The sequence below is a fragment of the Aquincola sp. J276 genome (assembly GCF_024700035.1).
In the GTDB taxonomy this organism is placed as follows: domain Bacteria; phylum Pseudomonadota; class Gammaproteobacteria; order Burkholderiales; family Burkholderiaceae_C; genus Aquincola; species Aquincola tertiaricarbonis.
Genome location: NZ_JAJONC010000001.1, coordinates 2,062,475 through 2,079,256, shown reverse-complemented (window position 1 = coordinate 2,079,256; position 16,782 = coordinate 2,062,475). Strand labels below are relative to the sequence as shown.

At 70.1% G+C, this 16,782-nt stretch carries 8 protein-coding genes and 1 pseudogene; 5 read left to right on the top strand and 4 right to left on the bottom strand.

Annotated elements, in window-relative coordinates; translation table 11 throughout:
* Positions 1–18 precede the first annotated feature (18 nt).
* Positions 19–2,343 carry a UvrD-helicase domain-containing protein gene (locus LRS14_RS09505; RefSeq protein ID WP_257799380.1) on the top strand — a complete coding sequence of 775 codons (2,325 nt, stop codon included), beginning with the start codon at positions 19–21 and terminating at the stop codon, positions 2,341–2,343.
* A 13-nt stretch (positions 2,344–2,356) separates the two neighbouring features.
* Here the strand turns inward: LRS14_RS09505 and LRS14_RS09500 are convergent, their stop codons facing one another.
* Positions 2,357–5,158 carry an ATP-binding protein gene (locus LRS14_RS09500; RefSeq protein WP_257799379.1) on the bottom strand — a complete coding sequence of 934 codons (2,802 nt, stop codon included), beginning with the start codon at positions 5,156–5,158 and terminating at the stop codon, positions 2,357–2,359.
* Positions 5,159–5,351: 193 nt separating this feature from the next.
* Between LRS14_RS09500 and LRS14_RS09495 the strand changes: the two genes are divergently transcribed.
* Positions 5,352–7,136 carry an amidase family protein gene (locus LRS14_RS09495; protein ID WP_257799378.1) on the top strand — a complete coding sequence of 595 codons (1,785 nt, stop codon included), beginning with the start codon at positions 5,352–5,354 and terminating at the stop codon, positions 7,134–7,136.
* A gap of 114 nt (positions 7,137–7,250) precedes the next feature.
* Entirely contained in the window at positions 7,251–9,509 is a 2,259-nt protein-coding gene (locus LRS14_RS09490) for a PhoX family phosphatase (protein WP_046111586.1), read from the top strand.
* A gap of 66 nt (positions 9,510–9,575) precedes the next feature.
* Here LRS14_RS09490 and LRS14_RS09485 read toward each other — a convergent pair whose 3' ends face one another.
* Genes LRS14_RS09485 through LRS14_RS09475 form a run of 3 tightly spaced genes read right to left on the bottom strand, consistent with a single transcriptional unit; the run spans position 9,576 to position 11,701 of the window.
* The gene (locus LRS14_RS09485; RefSeq protein WP_257799377.1) at positions 9,576–10,391 is read right to left on the bottom strand and encodes a BPSS1780 family membrane protein; all 816 of its coding nucleotides are present in this window, start codon (positions 10,389–10,391) and stop codon (positions 9,576–9,578) included.
* Positions 10,392–10,437: 46 nt separating this feature from the next.
* Entirely contained in the window at positions 10,438–11,406 is a 969-nt protein-coding gene (locus LRS14_RS09480; RefSeq protein WP_257799376.1) for a homoserine kinase, read from the bottom strand.
* Between the two features lie 4 nt (positions 11,407–11,410).
* Positions 11,411–11,701, bottom strand: a complete 291-nt coding sequence (locus LRS14_RS09475; protein WP_046111589.1) for a hypothetical protein — start codon at positions 11,699–11,701, stop codon at positions 11,411–11,413.
* Positions 11,702–11,732: 31 nt separating this feature from the next.
* Here LRS14_RS09475 and polA point away from each other — a divergent pair.
* Positions 11,733–14,595 (top strand): annotated as a pseudogene (polA, locus tag LRS14_RS09470) (DNA polymerase I).
* Positions 14,596–14,641: 46 nt separating this feature from the next.
* Positions 14,642–16,774 carry a polyphosphate kinase 1 gene (ppk1, locus tag LRS14_RS09465; protein WP_257799375.1) on the top strand — a complete coding sequence of 711 codons (2,133 nt, stop codon included), beginning with the start codon at positions 14,642–14,644 and terminating at the stop codon, positions 16,772–16,774.
* Positions 16,775–16,782: the final 8 nt, after the last annotated feature.

Here is a 16,782-nt window from a genome sequence, read left to right as displayed (position 1 = left end):
CCTCCTAGAATCGGCCGGATGCATGATGATCCGCTGCTGCGCAACCTGAACCCTGAACAACTGGCCGCGGTGACGCTGCCGGCGCAGCCGGCGCTGATCCTGGCCGGTGCGGGTTCGGGCAAGACCCGCGTGCTCACCACCCGCATCGCCTGGCTGCTGCAGCAGGGCGCCATCACGCCCGGCGGGGTGATGGCCGTCACCTTCACCAACAAGGCCGCCAAGGAAATGATGACGCGGCTGTCGGCCATGCTGCCCGTCAACGTGCGCGGCATGTGGATCGGCACCTTCCACGGCCTGTGCAACCGGTTCCTGCGCGCGCACTGGAAGCTGGCCGCGCTGCCGCAGTCGTTCCAGATCCTCGACACCGCCGACCAGCTGTCGGCCGTCAAGCGCATCGTCAAGGCGATGAACCTGGACGACGAGCGCTTTCCGCCCAAGCAGGTGACGTGGTTCATCGCCGGCAGCAAGGAAGAGGGCCTGCGCCCGCGCGACGTGCCGGTGCGCGACGAGCACACCCGCAAGATGGTCGAGGTGTACCAGGCGTATGAAGACCAGTGCCAGCGCGAAGGCGTGGTCGACTTCGCCGAGCTGATGCTGCGCACCTACGAGCTGCTGCGCGACAACGATCCGCTGCGTGCGCACTACCAGCACCGCTTCAAGCATGTGCTGGTGGACGAGTTCCAGGACACCAACCGGCTGCAGTACGCCTGGCTGAAGATGTTCGCGCCGCCGGGCGGCGGCCAGGGCGTGTTCGCGGTGGGCGACGACGACCAGAGCATCTACGGCTTCCGCGGCGCGCTGGTGGGCAACATGGCCGACTTCGAGCGCGAGTTCCGCGTGCAGCAGGTGGTCAAGCTGGAGCAGAACTACCGCTCCTTCGGCAACATCCTCGACGCGGCCAATGCGCTGATCGCGCACAACAGCCGCCGCCTGGGCAAGAACCTGCGCACCGACGAAGGTCCCGGCGAGCCGGTGCGCGTGGTGGAAAGCACCAGCGACTTCGGCGAGGCGCAATGGGTGCTGGAGGAGATCCAGCAGCTGCACCGCGGCGGCCTGGCGCGCAAGGAGATCGCGCTGCTCTACCGCAGCAATGCGCAGTCGCGGGTGATCGAAAGCGCGCTGTTCAACGCCGGCATTCCGTACCGCGTGTACGGCGGCCTGCGCTTCTTCGAGCGGGCCGAGGTCAAGCATGCGCTGGCCTACCTGCGGCTGATCGAGAACCCGAACGACGACACCAGCTTCCTGCGGGTGGTGAACTTCCCGGCGCGCGGCATCGGCGCGCGCACCATCGAGCAGCTGCAGGACGCGGCGCGCGGCACCGGTCGCAGCCTGTACCAGAGCGTGGGCGCGGTGGCGGGCAAGGGCGGCAGCAACCTGTCGGGCTTCGTGAGCATGATCGAAGGCCTGCGCGAACGCACCCGGGGCCTGACGCTGCGCGAGATCATCGAGCACATGCTGCAGGACGCCGGCCTGATCGACTTCTATCGCACCGAGAAGGAAGGCCAGGACCGCATCGAGAACCTGGAGGAACTGGTCAACGCGGCCGAGGCCTTCGTCACGCAGGAAGGCTTCGGCAAGGACGCGGTGGCGCTGCCGGTGGACGAGCACGGCCCCGGCAGCCTGAGCGGCAATGCACCCGCGCCGGGCCCCGACCTGACGCCCGATGCCGAGACCGGCGAGATCGTGTCGCCGCTGGCCGCCTTCCTCACCCATGCGGCGCTGGAAGCCGGCGACAACCAGGCGCAGGCCGGGCAGGACGCGGTGCAGCTGATGACGGTGCACTCGGCCAAGGGTCTGGAATTCGATGCGGTGTTCATCACCGGCATGGAAGAAGGCCTGTTCCCGCACGAGAACGCGCTGAGCGACAGCGACGGGCTGGAGGAGGAACGCCGGTTGATGTACGTCGCCATCACCCGGGCGCGCCAGCGGCTGTACCTGAGCTTCAGCCAGACCCGCATGCTGCATGGCCAGACCCGCTACAACGTCAAGAGCCGCTTCTTCGAGGAGCTGCCCGAGCATGCGCTGAAGTGGCTCACGCCCAAGCAGCAGGGCTTTGGCTCAGGCTATGCGCGTGAGTACCAGCAGGCCTGGCAGCGCGGCTCCGGCTTCGGCGGCATGGTGGGCGCGGGCCGCGTGGCCCCGGCCGCGCCGCCGCCGCTGGTGCCCAAGGCGCCCGGCCACGGGCTGCGGGTGGGCCAGTCGGTGTTCCACACCAAGTTCGGCGAAGGGTTGATCCTCACGCTGGAAGGCCAGGGCGAGGATGCACGGGCGCAGGTGAACTTCGGCCGGCATGGCTTGAAGTGGCTGGCGCTGTCGGTGGCCAAGCTCACGCCGGTGGACTGAGTTCCGCTACGGTTCAGCCGGCGACGGCCGGGCTGCGGTCGAGCCAGTGCAGCAGCAGCCGGTACAGCATCGCCGGGTCCACCGGCTTGGTGATGAAGTCGTCCATGCCGGCGGCCTGGCATTCGGCGCGGTCTTCGGCAAAGGCATTGGCGGTCATCGCGATCACCGGCAGCGTGGCCGACGGCAGCTGCCGGCGCAGGGCCCGGCATGCGTCCAGGCCGTCGAGCCGCGGCATCTGCATGTCCATCAGCACCAGGCGGTAGCCGCCCTCCAGGGCCATGGCCACCGCCTGCTCGCCATCGACGGCCAGCGCCACCACCAGGCCCGCTTCTTCCAGGATGGCCTGGGCCACCTCGGCATTCACCGGGTTGTCTTCGGCCAGCAGCACGCGGGCGCCGGCATGGCGGCGGCGCAGCGCTTCCTCCGCATCCGCCTCGGGTCGGCGGACGGGCGCGTGGCCGGCGGTGGCCGAGCGTTGCAGCCGGGCGGTGAACCAGAAAATGCTGCCGCCGCCCGGCCGCGGCACGGCGCCGGCCTCGCCGCCCATCAGCGTGGCCAGCTTGCGGGTGATGGCCAGGCCCAGCCCGGTGCCACCGGCGCGCCGCGTGCTGGACCGGTCGGCCTGCTCGAAGGCCGCGAACAGCCGCGGCATCGCTTCAGGGTCGATGCCGATGCCCGTGTCCTCCACCTCGAAGCGCAACCAGGCGCTGTGCGCCTCCTCGGACAGAAGCCGCGCACGCAGCGTCACGCCGCCCTGGTCGGTGAACTTGATGGCGTTGTTGGCGTAGTTCAGCAAGGCTTGCTGCAGCCGGGTGGGGTCGCCGAGCAGGTCGCGGGGCATGGCGTCCACCTCGCTGTGCAGCCGCAGCCTGCGGGCCTCGGCACGCTCGCCCAGCATCGACAGCACGTTGGCCACGATGGCCTCCACCCGCAGCGGCACCGTCTCCAGCGTCATCTTGCCGGCCTCGATCTTGGACAGGTCGAGCACAGCGTTCAGCACCTCCAGCAGGTGCTTGGCCGCGACTTCCAGCTTCAGCAGCCGGTCGGCCTGCCGCGGGCTGAGGTCCTCGCGGCGGATCAGGTGGGCCATGCCGATCATCGCGTTCAGCGGCGTGCGGATCTCGTGGCTCATGTTGGCCAGGAAGGCGGTCTTGGCCAGGCTGGCGGATTCGGCCCGCTCGCGGGCCTCGGCCAGCTGGCCGGTGCGCTGTGCCACCGTCTCCTCCAGGTGCTGGCGATGGGCGTCCAGCGCCTGCTGGGCCTGCTGGCGGGCGGCTTCGCGGTCGAAGTTGTCCAGCGCGAAGCTGATGTTGGCGGCCAGGTCGATCAGCAGGTGCTGGGTCTCCGGGTCGAAGGCCTGGGCTTCGCCGGCGCAGATGGTCAGCGTGCCGACCGCCCTGCCGGCCCGGCGCACCGGCAGGGCTGCCAGTGCCTGCAGGCCGGCCTGCGGCGCCAGGGCCAGCCAGGCCTGGGTCAGCGGGTCGCTGTGGAGGTGCTGGCACCACACGGGCTGGCCGATGCGCAGGGCCTGGTCGCCGGGAGTGGGCATGTCGCCGTCGGCATGCAGCCGCGGTGGCAGGTCCTCGGGCGCCCCGGCCTGCGCCTGCAGCTGCAGCCGGCCGTGCGCGTCGGCCAGGCTCACCCAGGCCAGGCGCATGCCGGCGGCGTCGATGATGGCCTGGCACACCGCGTCGAACAGTGCCTTCTGGTCGGTGCAGCGTGCCACCGCCGCATTGCACTGCGACAGGCAGCGGTACAGGCCGGCCTGCCGCACCACCCGCGCCCGCGCCGCCACCGCATCGGTGACGTCCAGCGCCACGCCGTCCCAGAAGGTGGCGCCGTCGGGCGCGCGCTGCGGATGGGAGCGCACGTCCAGCCAGCGCTGGCGCCCGTCGGGCAGGTTGAACAGCAGCGTGGCGTGGAAGTCGGTCAGGGTGGCCGCACTGTGTTGCTCCGCGCTCAGGTAGCGGTCGAGCGCCTGCGGCGCGAGCATGGCGAACAGCGGGCCGGCGTCATGCATCACCGCGGCCGGCGTCAGGCCGAAGGTGCGGGTGATGCCGCTGCTGACATGGTGGAACAGCCGTTGGCCGCCGGCCAGCACGTAGCGGTAGATGAAGCCGGCGGGCAGGTTGTCGCCGATCAGGCGCAACTGCTGCTCGCGCGCCTGCAGGTCGGCGGCGCTGACGCGGTGGTCCCACTCGATGCGCTGCGAGTTCATGCTGACCAGCGTCAGCGTCACCAGCTGCACCGACAGGATCTGCGCCAGCGCGTACACGCTGCCAAAGCCCTTGATGCTCTCGAAGGCGGTGCTGATGTCGGCCAGCTCCTGCGCGGCGCGCACCAGCGTGATCAACGCAAACAGCAGCAGCCACAGCGCCAGCAGCCGGTCGTTGGAGCCGAAGTGCGGCGGCCTGCGGCGCAGGGTCACCATCACCGTGGCCCCGTTCACTGCCGCGGCGAACAGGCAATAGCAGACGATGCGGTCGGCCAGCCGCGCGCCGTCCAGGCTCAGGTAGCCGAAGGGCAGCAGGAACGCCAGCGCGACGCCGGCCTCCAGGCCTGGCCCCACCCGCCAGCCGCGGAACACCAGCATGCCCCGCAGCAGCATCAGGTGCCCGGCCATCAGCACCCCATTGCGGCCCACCCGGGTGGCCCAGGTCGGCGGCAGCACGCCAGGCACCAGCAGCGCCGCGCCCAGCGCCAGGCAGGCGATGCCCGCGGTCCAGTAGCCGAAGCCGGGATAGGTCCTGCGGGTGACCAGCACCACGCCCATCACCATGGCGGCTGCCGAGGACAGCAGTGCGTTGGTGATCAACAGCGTGGTTGCATCCACAGTGGGCGGTCATCCTGAAGCCGGTAGAGGCCGATCCTAAGGCGCCCCGGTGCGTCGGCACGTGCGAGCCATGCCGCTCCAGCCAGGCACGGGCGTTGCATTCACCGGGCCCCTGCCCGTGTGACGGTCTTCCTCATCGTGAGGCGCCGGCGCGGGCAGCAGGAGCAGTACCCCGATGACCGATCCCAACGAGACAACCCTGTTCGCCGGCCGCCGCCGCTGGCTGGCCCTGGGCACCAGCGCCGTGATGATGGCCGTGCTGGCCGCCTGCGGTGGCGACGACGACGGCGTGATCCTCGACCCCGGCCGCAAGCCCTTCCCGCTGGTGGAGACCAGCGTGGCCCAGTTCCACGACGCGATGAGCAAGGGCCAGGTGTCCTGCCGCGACATCGTGCAGGGCTACCTCAACCGGATTGCCGCCTACGACAAAGACGCCAGCGCCGCTTTTCCGTCGAGCCCCGCGCTGCGCAGCGTCATCCTGGCCAACCCGAACGCGCTGGCCGAAGCCGATGCGCTGGACCGCCGCTACTTCGGCAGCGGCCGCCTGGCGGGCCCGCTGCACTGCGTGCCGGTGATCGTGAAGGACAACGTCGACACCGCCGACATGCCCACCACCGCGGGCTCGCTGGTGATGGCGGCCAACCAGCCGCCCGACGATGCCTACATCGTGAAGAACATCAAGGCCAAGGGCGCCATCATCATCGCCAAGGCCAACCTGGACGAGTTCGCCTTCGGCTTCGGCGGCGCGTCGGCGCTTGGCGGCCGCGTGGCCAATGCCTACATCCCGGCCAACAGCCCGGGCGGCTCCTCCTCGGGCACCGGCACCGCGGTGGCGGCTAGCTTCGCGATGATCGGCGTGGGCACCGACACCGGCGGCTCGGTGCGCGTGCCCTCGGCGGTGGAAGGGCTGTTCGGCATCCGCCCCACGCTGCGGCTGGTGAGCCAGGACGGCATCGTGCCGCTGGCCCATTCGCAGGACACCGCCGGCCCGATGTGCCGCGCCGTGGCCGACTGCGCGCTGCTGCTCGACGCGATGGTGGGCTACGACGCCAGCCCCTTCAGCGGCCAGCGCACGGCCAAGGCCTTCGATGCGCCACTGGTGGCCAATGCCGCCGAATATGCCGCCGTGGCCAAGGTGCCCGCCAGTTACACCGCGGAGCTCAAGGCCGACGGCCTGAAGGGCGCACGCATCGGCGTGGTGCGCGCGATGTTCCCGGCCGCCACCGCGAGCAACCAGGCCTTCCTCGACACGCTGGAGGCCGCGCTGGCCAAGATGCGCGAGGCCGGCGCCATCGTGGAGGACGTGACCATGGAGGACAACCGCGCCGTCATCGGTGCGGCCTCGGCGCCGATCGAAGGCAACCCCGGCAGCTTCGCCAGCCTGTCGGCCTATGAGTTCACCGCCGACCTCACGGCCTACCTGTCGTCCTGGGCCTCCACCACCGACAACCACCTGCGCAGCACCCAGGCGGTGGCCGCCGCGCTGGCCGCCTACCCGGCCGAGGCGGTGGTGCTGCGCTCGTTCCAGAGCTACCTCGCCAACGACGCGGCGATGGCCGACACCAGCACCGCCGCCTACCGCACCTGGCAGCGCAACCTGAAGCCGCGCGACGCCTATGTGATTCCGCGCGTGCAGGCCGCGCTGGACAACGTGGACTTCAGCACCGGCGCCGCCAAGGGCACGGCATATGACGTGCTGGTGTACCCGGTGCTCCAGGGCTTCAACGGCGCCAGCGTCAACTCCGGCAGCAACAACCGGCTCAGCCCGTTCAGCGGCTTCCCGGCCATGGCCTTCCCGGCCGGCTTCGCCAAGGCGACGGCCGCGGCCCCGGTGGCCGAGCCGGTGGCCTTCGAGATGCTGGGTCGCGAGTTCGCGGAAGGCACGCTGATCCGCCTGGGCCATGCCTGGGAAATGGCGGCCAGGCCGCGGGTGGCGCCGCCCACCACGCCTGAGCTGTAAGGCGGCGGCACGGCAAAGGGGTTGTCATGCATCCGTCATGCGCATGTCATGCCCCTTTCATCGAGCGTCCACAACATCGCGGGCTTGTCTGTCCCAGCACCCGCGAGGTTCCTCTTGAACAAGCCGAACGACTTCGAACTGCGTTACGTCGATCCCGACACCATCGACCACAACCCGACCCGCAACGCCAGCTTCGACGCCGTGCTGCAGACGCGGCTGTCGCGTCGCTCCCTCCTGCGCGGCAGCGTGGGCACCGCGGCCACCGCACTGCTGGGCGGCATCGGCCTGTCGGCCTGCGGCGGTGACAGCGACAACGACAACGACGACGCCCTGCAGCCGCTGACTGCCCTGGCCTTCACCCCCGTGGCCAAGAGCGTGGCCGACGTGTGCAGCGTGCCGGCCGGCTACACCGCCAGCGTGATCTACGCGCTGGGCGACCCCATCACCGCCAGCGCCACCGCCTACAAGAACGACGGCACCGACGGCGACTTCGACAACCGTGCCGGCGACCACCACGACGGCATGGAGTACTTCGGCCTGTCGGCCGACGGCACCCGCCGCGACCCCAACGGTTCCGAGCGCGGCCTGCTGGCCATGAACCACGAGGCCACCAGCCACGCCGGCACCGAGCGGGCATCGGCCTTCGTGCATGCCAACGGCGGCACCAACACGCTGCCGCGTCCGGCCGCCGAAGTGGACCGCGAGGTGCCGCTGCATGGCGTCTCGGTGGTGGAAGTGCGCAAGGTCAACGGTGTCTTCGGCACCGTCCAGGCCTCGGCCTACAACCGCCGCATCACGCCGCTCACGCCGGTGGAGATCTCCGGCGCGGCCCGTGGCAATGCGCTGATGAAGACCAAGTACTCCACCGCCGGCACCGCCGGCCGCGGCACGCTGAACAACTGCGGCACCGGCATCACGCCCTGGGGCACGATGCTGACGGGCGAAGAGAACTGGGCCGGCTACTTCTTCCGCTCGTCCACCGACAACGCCGCGCGTGGCGACAAGAGCGTGGCCTCGCTCAACCGCTATGGCCGCACCCAGGGCTCGGCCAGCCGCCACGGCTGGGAAACCGGCGGCACCGACGACAAGTACGCCCGCTGGAACATCAGCAAGACCGGCGCCTCGGCCGACGGCAGCGACGACTACCGCAACGAGCTGAACACCTTCGGCTACCTGGTCGAGATCGACGCCTACGACAAGTCCAAGGCCATCAAGAAGCGCACCTCGCTGGGCCGCTTCGCGCACGAGAGCGCCGCCTTCAGCAAGCTGGTGGAAGGCAAGCCGCTGGCCGTGTACATGGGCGACGACTCGCGCGGCGAGTACATCTACAAGTGGGTGTCGGCCGCCAACTGGGTGGCCGCCGATGCCAACGCCGCCGACCGCATCGCCACCGGCGACAAGTACCTGGACAGCGGCAAGCTGTATGTGGCCAAGTTCAATGCCGACGGCTCGGGCCAGTGGATCGAGCTGAGCATCGACAACGCGGCGATCAAGGGCTACGCCGCCTATGCGTTCGCCGACCAGGCCGACGTGGTGGTCAACGCCCGCCTGGCCGCCGACGCGGTGGGCGCCACCAAGATGGACCGCCCGGAGTGGTGCGCCACCCATCCCACCACCGGCGAGGTGTACTTCACCCTCACCAACAACAGCAACCGCAAGGTGGAAGCCTCGGGCAGCTCGCAGGCCGCGGTGGATGCCGCCAACCCGCGCGCCTATGCCGACAGCTACGGCGGCGCCGCCGCCGGCTCGCCGGGCAACATCAACGGTCACATCGTGCGCCTGGCCGAAACCGCGGGCGAAGCGGCCGCGACCGGCTTCAAGTGGGACGTGTACCTGTTCGGCGCCGAGGCGGGCAGCGATGCCGCCAAGGTGAACCTGTCGTCGCTGACGGCCGACCAGGACTTCTCCAGCCCCGACGGCCTGTGGTTCAGCAAGGCCACCGGCCTGTGCTGGATCCAGACCGACGACGGCGCCTACACCGACGTCACCAACTGCATGATGCTGGCCGGCATCCCCGGCACGGTGGGCGACGGCGCGGCCCGCACGCTGGCCTACAGCAAGGCCGACGGCAGCGCGCTGAACGTGACCACCTACGTGGGCAAGGCGCCCACCCCGGCCACGCTGCGCCGCTTCCTGGTGGGCCCGAAGGACTGCGAGATCACCGGCTGCGCCGAGACGCCGGACGGCCAGGCGCTGTTCGTCAACATCCAGCACCCGGGCGAGACCATCAGCTCGGCCACGGTGACCGACCCCAGCAAGTACCTGAGCCACTGGCCCGGCAACGCCGGCTACGGCGCCGGCGGTGCAAACGCCCGGCCGCGCTCGGCCACCATCGTGATCACCAAGACCGGCGGCGGCGTCGTCGGCAGCTGATCGGCGCAACCCGCCAAGTAGAAGGCCGGCGCAAGCCGGCCTTTTTTCGTTGGCGCCGCGGTGGGCTCAGTCCGGCTGGCCGAAGGTGTCGACGAAGCTGAAGTACAGCGATGCGTAGAAGGCCACGGTGAACATCAGCGCGGCCGGCATCGCGGCCACGCCCACCAACTGCCGCGCACCCAGCAACGAGAACACGGTGGCGGTGACGATGCCGAACACGCCCACCACCAGCGCCCACGCCAGGCCGTACATGAAGAAGGCGGCCTTGGTGCGCCACACGGCCACGGTGCTGGAGAACAGCGCCTGCGCCACGCCCTGGCCGCCCCACCACACCAGGGCCGGCGCATGCCAGAAGGGCACCGCCAGCAGCGCGGCCAGGCCGAAACGCACCAGCAGGCCGTTGACCAGCGCCGGATCGGCCAGCAGCTGCTGCATCTCGGCCTCGGCGGCGTCGGTGCTCTCGCCGCTGGCCATCAGCACCTGAAGGCGGTCGAAGCGGCCGCCGTCGATGCTGCTGCTCAGCCAGATGATCAGCAGCGTGACCAGCGCATACAGGCCGCACAGCACCAGCAGCGCCTTGCGCCGGCGCTGCGCATCCACCTGGCCGGGCAGCGTGCGCAGCGGCTCGATCAGCTGGCCGGGGTGCACCGGCCCGCCGGCCAGCGCCGAGCGGGTGGCGATCATGTAGCCCAGCGACAGCAGCGGCAGCGCCAGCACCAGCAGCACGCCGCCCGCAGGCACGGCCATCACCAGCACGCCCACGAACATGAAGGTGATGAACAGGCTGGCCAGCGCCATCGGCCGCTTGAAGAAGGTGCGGAAGCCTTCGCGCGTCCAGGCGATGCCCTGGCGCGGCGCAACCGGGTGAAGATGAAACGTCATGGGATGTTCACGCGCGGTGCGCGGGTTGGGTGGGGCCGCGGCGCTGCTAGCGCGCCGGGTGCCATGGCCGTTCGACCCGCGCCCGCAGCACCCGTTCGAAGTGCGTGGGATCGTGGGGCTTCAGCAGCGTGGCGTCGCGCGGCAGGTGGAAGTCCCACAACCGCGATGTCCAGAAGCGAAGGGCCGCCGCACGCATCAGCGCGGGCAGCAGCCGGTGTTCATTGCCGTCCAGCCGGCGTTCGCGCTCGTAGGCGGCCACGAAGGCCGCGGCGCGTTCTTCCACCAGCGTGCCGGTGTCCAGGTCGATGCACCAGTCGTTCAGGCACACCGCGATGTCGAACAGCAGCGTGTCCACGCCGGCGAAGTAGAAGTCGAAGAAGCCGGTGAGCTTCTCGTGGCCGGGCAGGCCCGCGAACATCACGTTGTCGCGGAACAGGTCGGCATGGATGGGGCCGCGCGGCAGGCTTTGGAAGGCGGCCGATTCGGCCAGCGCCTGCTGGAAGGCCAGCTCCTCGCTGATCAGCGCATGCTGGCCGGGCGCCAGGTGGGGCAGCACCAGCGGAATGGTGTCGGTCCACCAGGCCAGGCCGCGCAGGTTGGGCTGCTGGCGCGGATAGTCGGCGCCGGCCAGGTGCATGCGCGCCAGCATGCCGCCCACCTGGGCGCAGTGGTGCAGGTCAGGCGCCAGCTGGTGCTCGCCGTCCAGCTTGTCCACCAGCGCGGCGGGCTTGCCCTTGAGCGTGTGCAGGATCTGGCCGGCCGCGTCGGCATGCGGGTCGGGCACCGGGATGCCGCGCTGCGCCAGGTGCTGCATCAGGTGCAGGTAGAAGGGCAACTGCTCGAACGTCAGGCGCTCGAAGATCGTCAGCACGTATTCGCCACGGTCGGTGGTGACGAAGTAGTTGGTGTTCTCGATGCCGGCGCGGATGCCGCGCAGCTCAAGCAGCGTGCCGACGCCCAGGCCGGCGATGAAGGTGCGTGCCTCGTCCGGGGAGACTTCGGTGAAGACGGCCACCGCTTCAGAACGACAGCACGTTCCACACCCGCTGGCCCGCCGCGCCGCGGCTGGCCCCGGCGGCCTGCGACATGTTGCGCGCGCCGTCGGCCGGGATGATCTCGTACTCCTTGCCGCCGGCCTTCGGCCGCACCACCAGGCGCTGCGTCTGGCCGCGCACCTTCAGTTCCTCGATGCGAACGCCGTCGTCCTCGACCACGGTTTGTTGCACCTTGGGCTCGATCGGCTCGGCCGACACGGGGCCGTGCAGGGCCGCCAGGGCAGCAAACGGCAGGAGAAAACGGGCGGGGCTCATGGCGGCGATTCTAGCGACGCACAATCACCGCATGACCGAGACGACATCCGCCCCGGGCAGCGACGCCCACCGCACCACCGAGCCCGAAGCGGCGCCGCCCACCACGCTGCTGCTGGTGGACGGCAGCAGCTATCTCTACCGCGCCTACCACGCGCTGCCCGACCTGCGCGGGCCCGACAACTTCCCTACCGGCGCGCTGCACGGCATGGTGTCCATGCTCACCCGGCTGCGCGCGCAGTTTCCGGCGGTGCATGCGGCCTGCGTGTTCGACGCCCCCGGCAAGACCTTTCGTGACGACCTGTATCCGCAGTACAAGGCGAACCGCGCCGCCATGCCCGAGCCGTTGGCACAGCAGATCCGGCCGATCCCACGAGGTGGTGAAGCTGCTGGGCTGGCCGGTGCTGGAGATCCCCGGCATCGAGGCCGACGACGTCATCGGCACGCTGGCGCGCACCGTGGCTGCGCGTGGCGGCAAGGTCATCGTGTCCACCGGCGACAAGGACATGGCGCAGCTGGTGGACGAGCAGGTGGTGCTCATCAACACCATGAGCAACGAGTCGCTGGACATCGCCGGCGTCCAGGCCAAGTTCGGCGTGCCGCCGAACCGCATCGTCGACTACCTCACGCTGATCGGCGACACCGTGGACAACGTGCCCGGCGTGGACAAGGTGGGCCCGAAGACCGCTGCCAAGTGGCTGGCCGAGCATGGCTCGCTGGACGGCGTGGTGGCCGCGGCCGCCGGCATCAAGGGCGTGGCCGGCGAGAACCTGCGCAAGGCGCTCGACTGGCTGCCGCTGGGCCGCGAGCTGGTGACCATCCGTACCGATTGCGACCTGGCCGCGCATGTGCCCGGCTGGCCCGCCGACGAGTCGATGACCGCGCTGCATTTCGCCGAGCCCGACAACGCCGCGCTGCTCGACTTCTATGCCCGCTATGGCTTCAAGAGCCTGCGCCGCGAGCTGGAAGCGCGCATGGCGGCCACCGCGTCGATGTTCGCCTCGCCCGACGAGCCCTTCGCCGAGGGCCGGGGCGATGCCGCCCAGCCCGCCGCCACGGTGTGCGAGCCGGTGGCGGTGCAGGGCGTGTACGAGGCCATCACCGACTGGGAACGCTTCGACGCCTGGCTGCAGCGGCTGCAGGCCGCGCCGCTGGCGGCCCTCGATACCGAGACCGATTCGCTGGACCCGATGCATGCGCGCATCGTGGGCATCAGCTTCGCGGTGCAGCCGCACGAGGCCGCCTACGTGCCGCTGGCCCACAACTATGCCGACGCGCCCGCGCAGCTGCCGCTGGACGAGGTGCTGGCCCGCCTGAAGCCCTGGCTGGAAGACCCGGCCGCCGGCAAGATGGGCCAGAACGTCAAGTACGACACCCACGTGCTGGCCAACCACGGCATCCACGTGCGCGGCTGGCGCCACGACACGCTGCTGCAGAGCTATGTGCTGGAAGCGCACCTCACCCATGCGCTGGACAAGCTGGCCGACCGCCACCTGGGCCGCAAGGGCCTGACCTACGAGGACATCTGCGGCAAGGGCGCCAAGCAGATTCCGTTCGCGCAGGTGGACGTGAAGACCGCCACCACGTACAGCGGCGAGGACAGCGAGATGGTGCTGGACGTGCACCGCGTGCTGTGGCCGCAGCTGCAAGCACAGTCGGCCGACGCCCCCAGCCTGCGCTATGTGTACGAGCGCATCGAGCTGCCCACCAGCGAGGTGCTGCAGCGCATCGAGCGCCATGGGGTGCTGGTGGATGCGCAGGCGCTGGCCCGCCAGAGCCACCAGCTAGCCGAGCGCATGATGGCGCTGGAGCAGGAGGCCTACGAGATCGCCGGCCAGCCCTTCAACCTGGGCAGCCCGAAGCAGATCGGCGAGATCCTGTTCAGCAAGCTGGGCCTGCCGGTGGCCAAGCGCACCGCCAGCGGCGCGCCCTCCACCGACGAGGAAGTGCTGGAGAAGCTGGCCGCCGACTACCCGCTGCCCGCGCGGCTGCTGGAGCACCGCAGCCTCAGCAAGCTCAAGGGCACCTACACCGACAAGCTGCCGCTGATGATCAACCCCAACACCGGCCGCGTGCACACCAACTATGCACAGGCGGTGGCGGTGACGGGGCGGCTGTCCAGCAACGATCCCAACCTGCAGAACATCCCCATCCGCACGCCGGAAGGCCGCCGCGTGCGCGAGGCCTTCATCGCGCCCGAAGGCCATGTGATCGCCAGCGCCGACTACTCGCAGATCGAGCTGCGCATCATGGCCCACATCAGCGAGGACCCCGGCCTGCTGGGCGCCTTCGCCGAGGGCCGCGACGTGCACCGGGCCACCGCGGCCGAGGTGTTCGGCGTGGCGCTCGACCAGGTGAGCAGCGAGCAGCGGCGCTATGCCAAGGTCATCAACTTCGGGCTCATCTACGGCATGGGCGCCTTCGGACTGGCCAGCAACCTGGGCATCGACCAGAAGGCCGCGCGCAACTACATCGACCGCTACTTCGACCGCTTTGCCGGCGTCAAGCGCTACATGGACGAGACCCGTGCCAGCGCGGCCCAGCGCGGCTACGTGGAAACGCTGTTCGGCCGCCGCATCGTGCTGCCGGAGATCCAGGGTGGCAGCGGCCCGCGCCGCGCCGCGGCCGAGCGCCAGGCCATCAATGCGCCGATGCAGGGCACCGCGGCCGACCTGATCAAGCTGGCGATGATCGCAGTGCAGGCCGAGATCGACCGCGCCGCCAAGGCCACGCGCATCGTGATGCAGGTGCACGACGAACTGGTGTTCGAGGTGCCCGAGGCCGAGGTGGACTGGGTGCGCAGCGAGGTGCCCCGCCTGATGGCCGGCGTGGCCGCGCTGAAGGTGCCGCTGCTGGCCGAGGTGGGCATCGGCCCCAACTGGGACCAGGCGCACTGACCGCGTCTGTCACATTTCTTTCGCACAAGGTTCATAAACTGGCTTCATGCCGGATGTCTCAGATCAGCCGTATCCGAACGCCGCCGAGGTGGCGCCGGCCGCTGCCTTGCCATTGCCGCCTGGGGCCGCGCCGGTCACCCTGGCGCCGCTGAACCGCGAACAGGCGATCCTGGAGTTCAACCGCCGCGTGCTGGCCCAGGCCAGCCGGCCCGACGTGCCGCTGCTGGAGCGGCTGCGCTACATCACCATCGTCTCGTCCAACCTCGACGAGTTCTTCGAGGTGCGGTATGCCGACTACCTGGAGGCCGCGGCCGCCATGGGCTCGGCGGCCGATGCCGACCTGCAGGCGCTGTCGGCCGATGCGCACACGCTGATCGACGAGCAGTACGCCCTGTTCAACGAGCAGGTGATGCCGGCGCTGGCCGAAGAAGGCATCGTGGTGCTCAACCATGCCGAGCGCAACCCGGCGCAGCGCCAGTGGGTGGCCCGCTTCTTCGAGCGGCAGGTGATGCCGCTGCTGGTGCCGGTGGGGCTGGATCCGGCGCACCCGTTCCCGCTGGTGGCCAACAAGAGCCTGAACTTCATCGTCCGCCTGAGCGGGCGCGATGCCTTCGGGCGCGCCAGCAGCATCGCCATCGTCAAGGTGCCGCGGGTGCTGCCCCGGGTCATCAAGCTGCCGGCCACCGTGTGCAACAAGGGCGAGCAGGGCTTCGTGCTGCTGTCCAGCGTGATCCGCGCGCACCTGGGCGACCTGTTCGCCGGACGCGAGGTGGAGACCTTCTCGCAGTTTCGCGTCACCCGCGATTCCGACCTGGAGGTGGACGAGGACGACGTCACCAACCTGCGGCAGGCGCTGCGCTCGGGCCTGACCACCCGGCACTTCGGCCAGGCGGTGCGGCTGGAGGTGGTCAAGAGCTGCCCCGAGGAGCTGTCGGCCTTCCTGCTGCAGCAGTTCGCGCTGCCGGCCGCGGCGCTGTACCGCGTCAACGGGCCGGTGAACCTGGTGCGGCTGAACCAGCTGATCGACCAGGCCGCGGCCGACCGCCTGCGCTTTGCGCACCATGAGCCAGCCTGGCCGGTGCACCGGCTGCCGCGCTCGCAGTCCATCTTCGCGCGGCTGCGCCAGGGCGACGTGCTGCTGCACCATCCGTTCGAGAGCTTCGAGCCGGTGGTGCAGTTCCTGCGCGAAGCGGTGAACGACCCCGACGTGCTGGCCATCAAGCAGACTATCTACCGCACCGGCAGCCAGAGCGTGCTGATGGACCTGCTGATCGAGGCCACCCGCCGCGGCAAGGAAGTGATGGTGGTGGTGGAGCTGAAGGCGCGCTTCGACGAGGAGGCCAACATCAACTGGGCCGAGCGGCTGGAAGCCGTGGGCGCGCAGGTGGTGTACGGCATCGTCGGCCTGAAGACCCATGCCAAGCTGCTGCTGGTGACGCGGCGCGAAGGCGTGCGCCTGCGCCGCTACGGCCACCTGTCCACCGGCAACTACAACCCACGCACCGCGCGGCTGTACACCGACATCGGCTACCTCACCGCCGACGAGCACCTGACGGCCGATGCCGACGCGGTGTTCCATCAGCTGGCCAGCCTCACCGCGATGAAGCCGCCGCGCCACCTGCTGACCGCGCCCTTCGTGCTGCACGGCCGCATGCTCAAGCACCTGCACCAGGTGGCCGATGCGGCACGCGAAGGCCGGCCGGCGCGGGTGGTGGTCAAGTGCAATGCGCTCACCGACCCACAGCTCATCGCCGGCCTGGTCGCCGCGGCGCAGGCCGGCGCGCACATCGACCTGGTGGTACGGGGCGCCTGCATGCTGCGCCCGGGGGTGGAGGGCTTCACCGAGCGCATCCGCGTGCGCTCCATCGTCGGCCGCTTCCTGGAGCACACCCGGGTGCTGTACTTCCGCTGGGGCGACGACGACGACCACGAGGCGCTGTACCTCAGCAGCGCCGACTGGATGAGCCGCAACATGTTCCGCCGCATCGAGGTGGCCTGGCCCATCCACGACCGCGCGCTGCGCCAGCGTGTGATCGACGAATGCCTGGTGCCCTACCTGCACGACACCCGCGAAGCCTGGCTGCTGCGCTCCGACGGGCACTACGAGCCGGTGGCCGCCGCCGATGGCGGACCCGGGGTGAGCGCCCAGCAGGCGCTGATGGGCCGCTTCGGCGGTTGAGGAAAGGC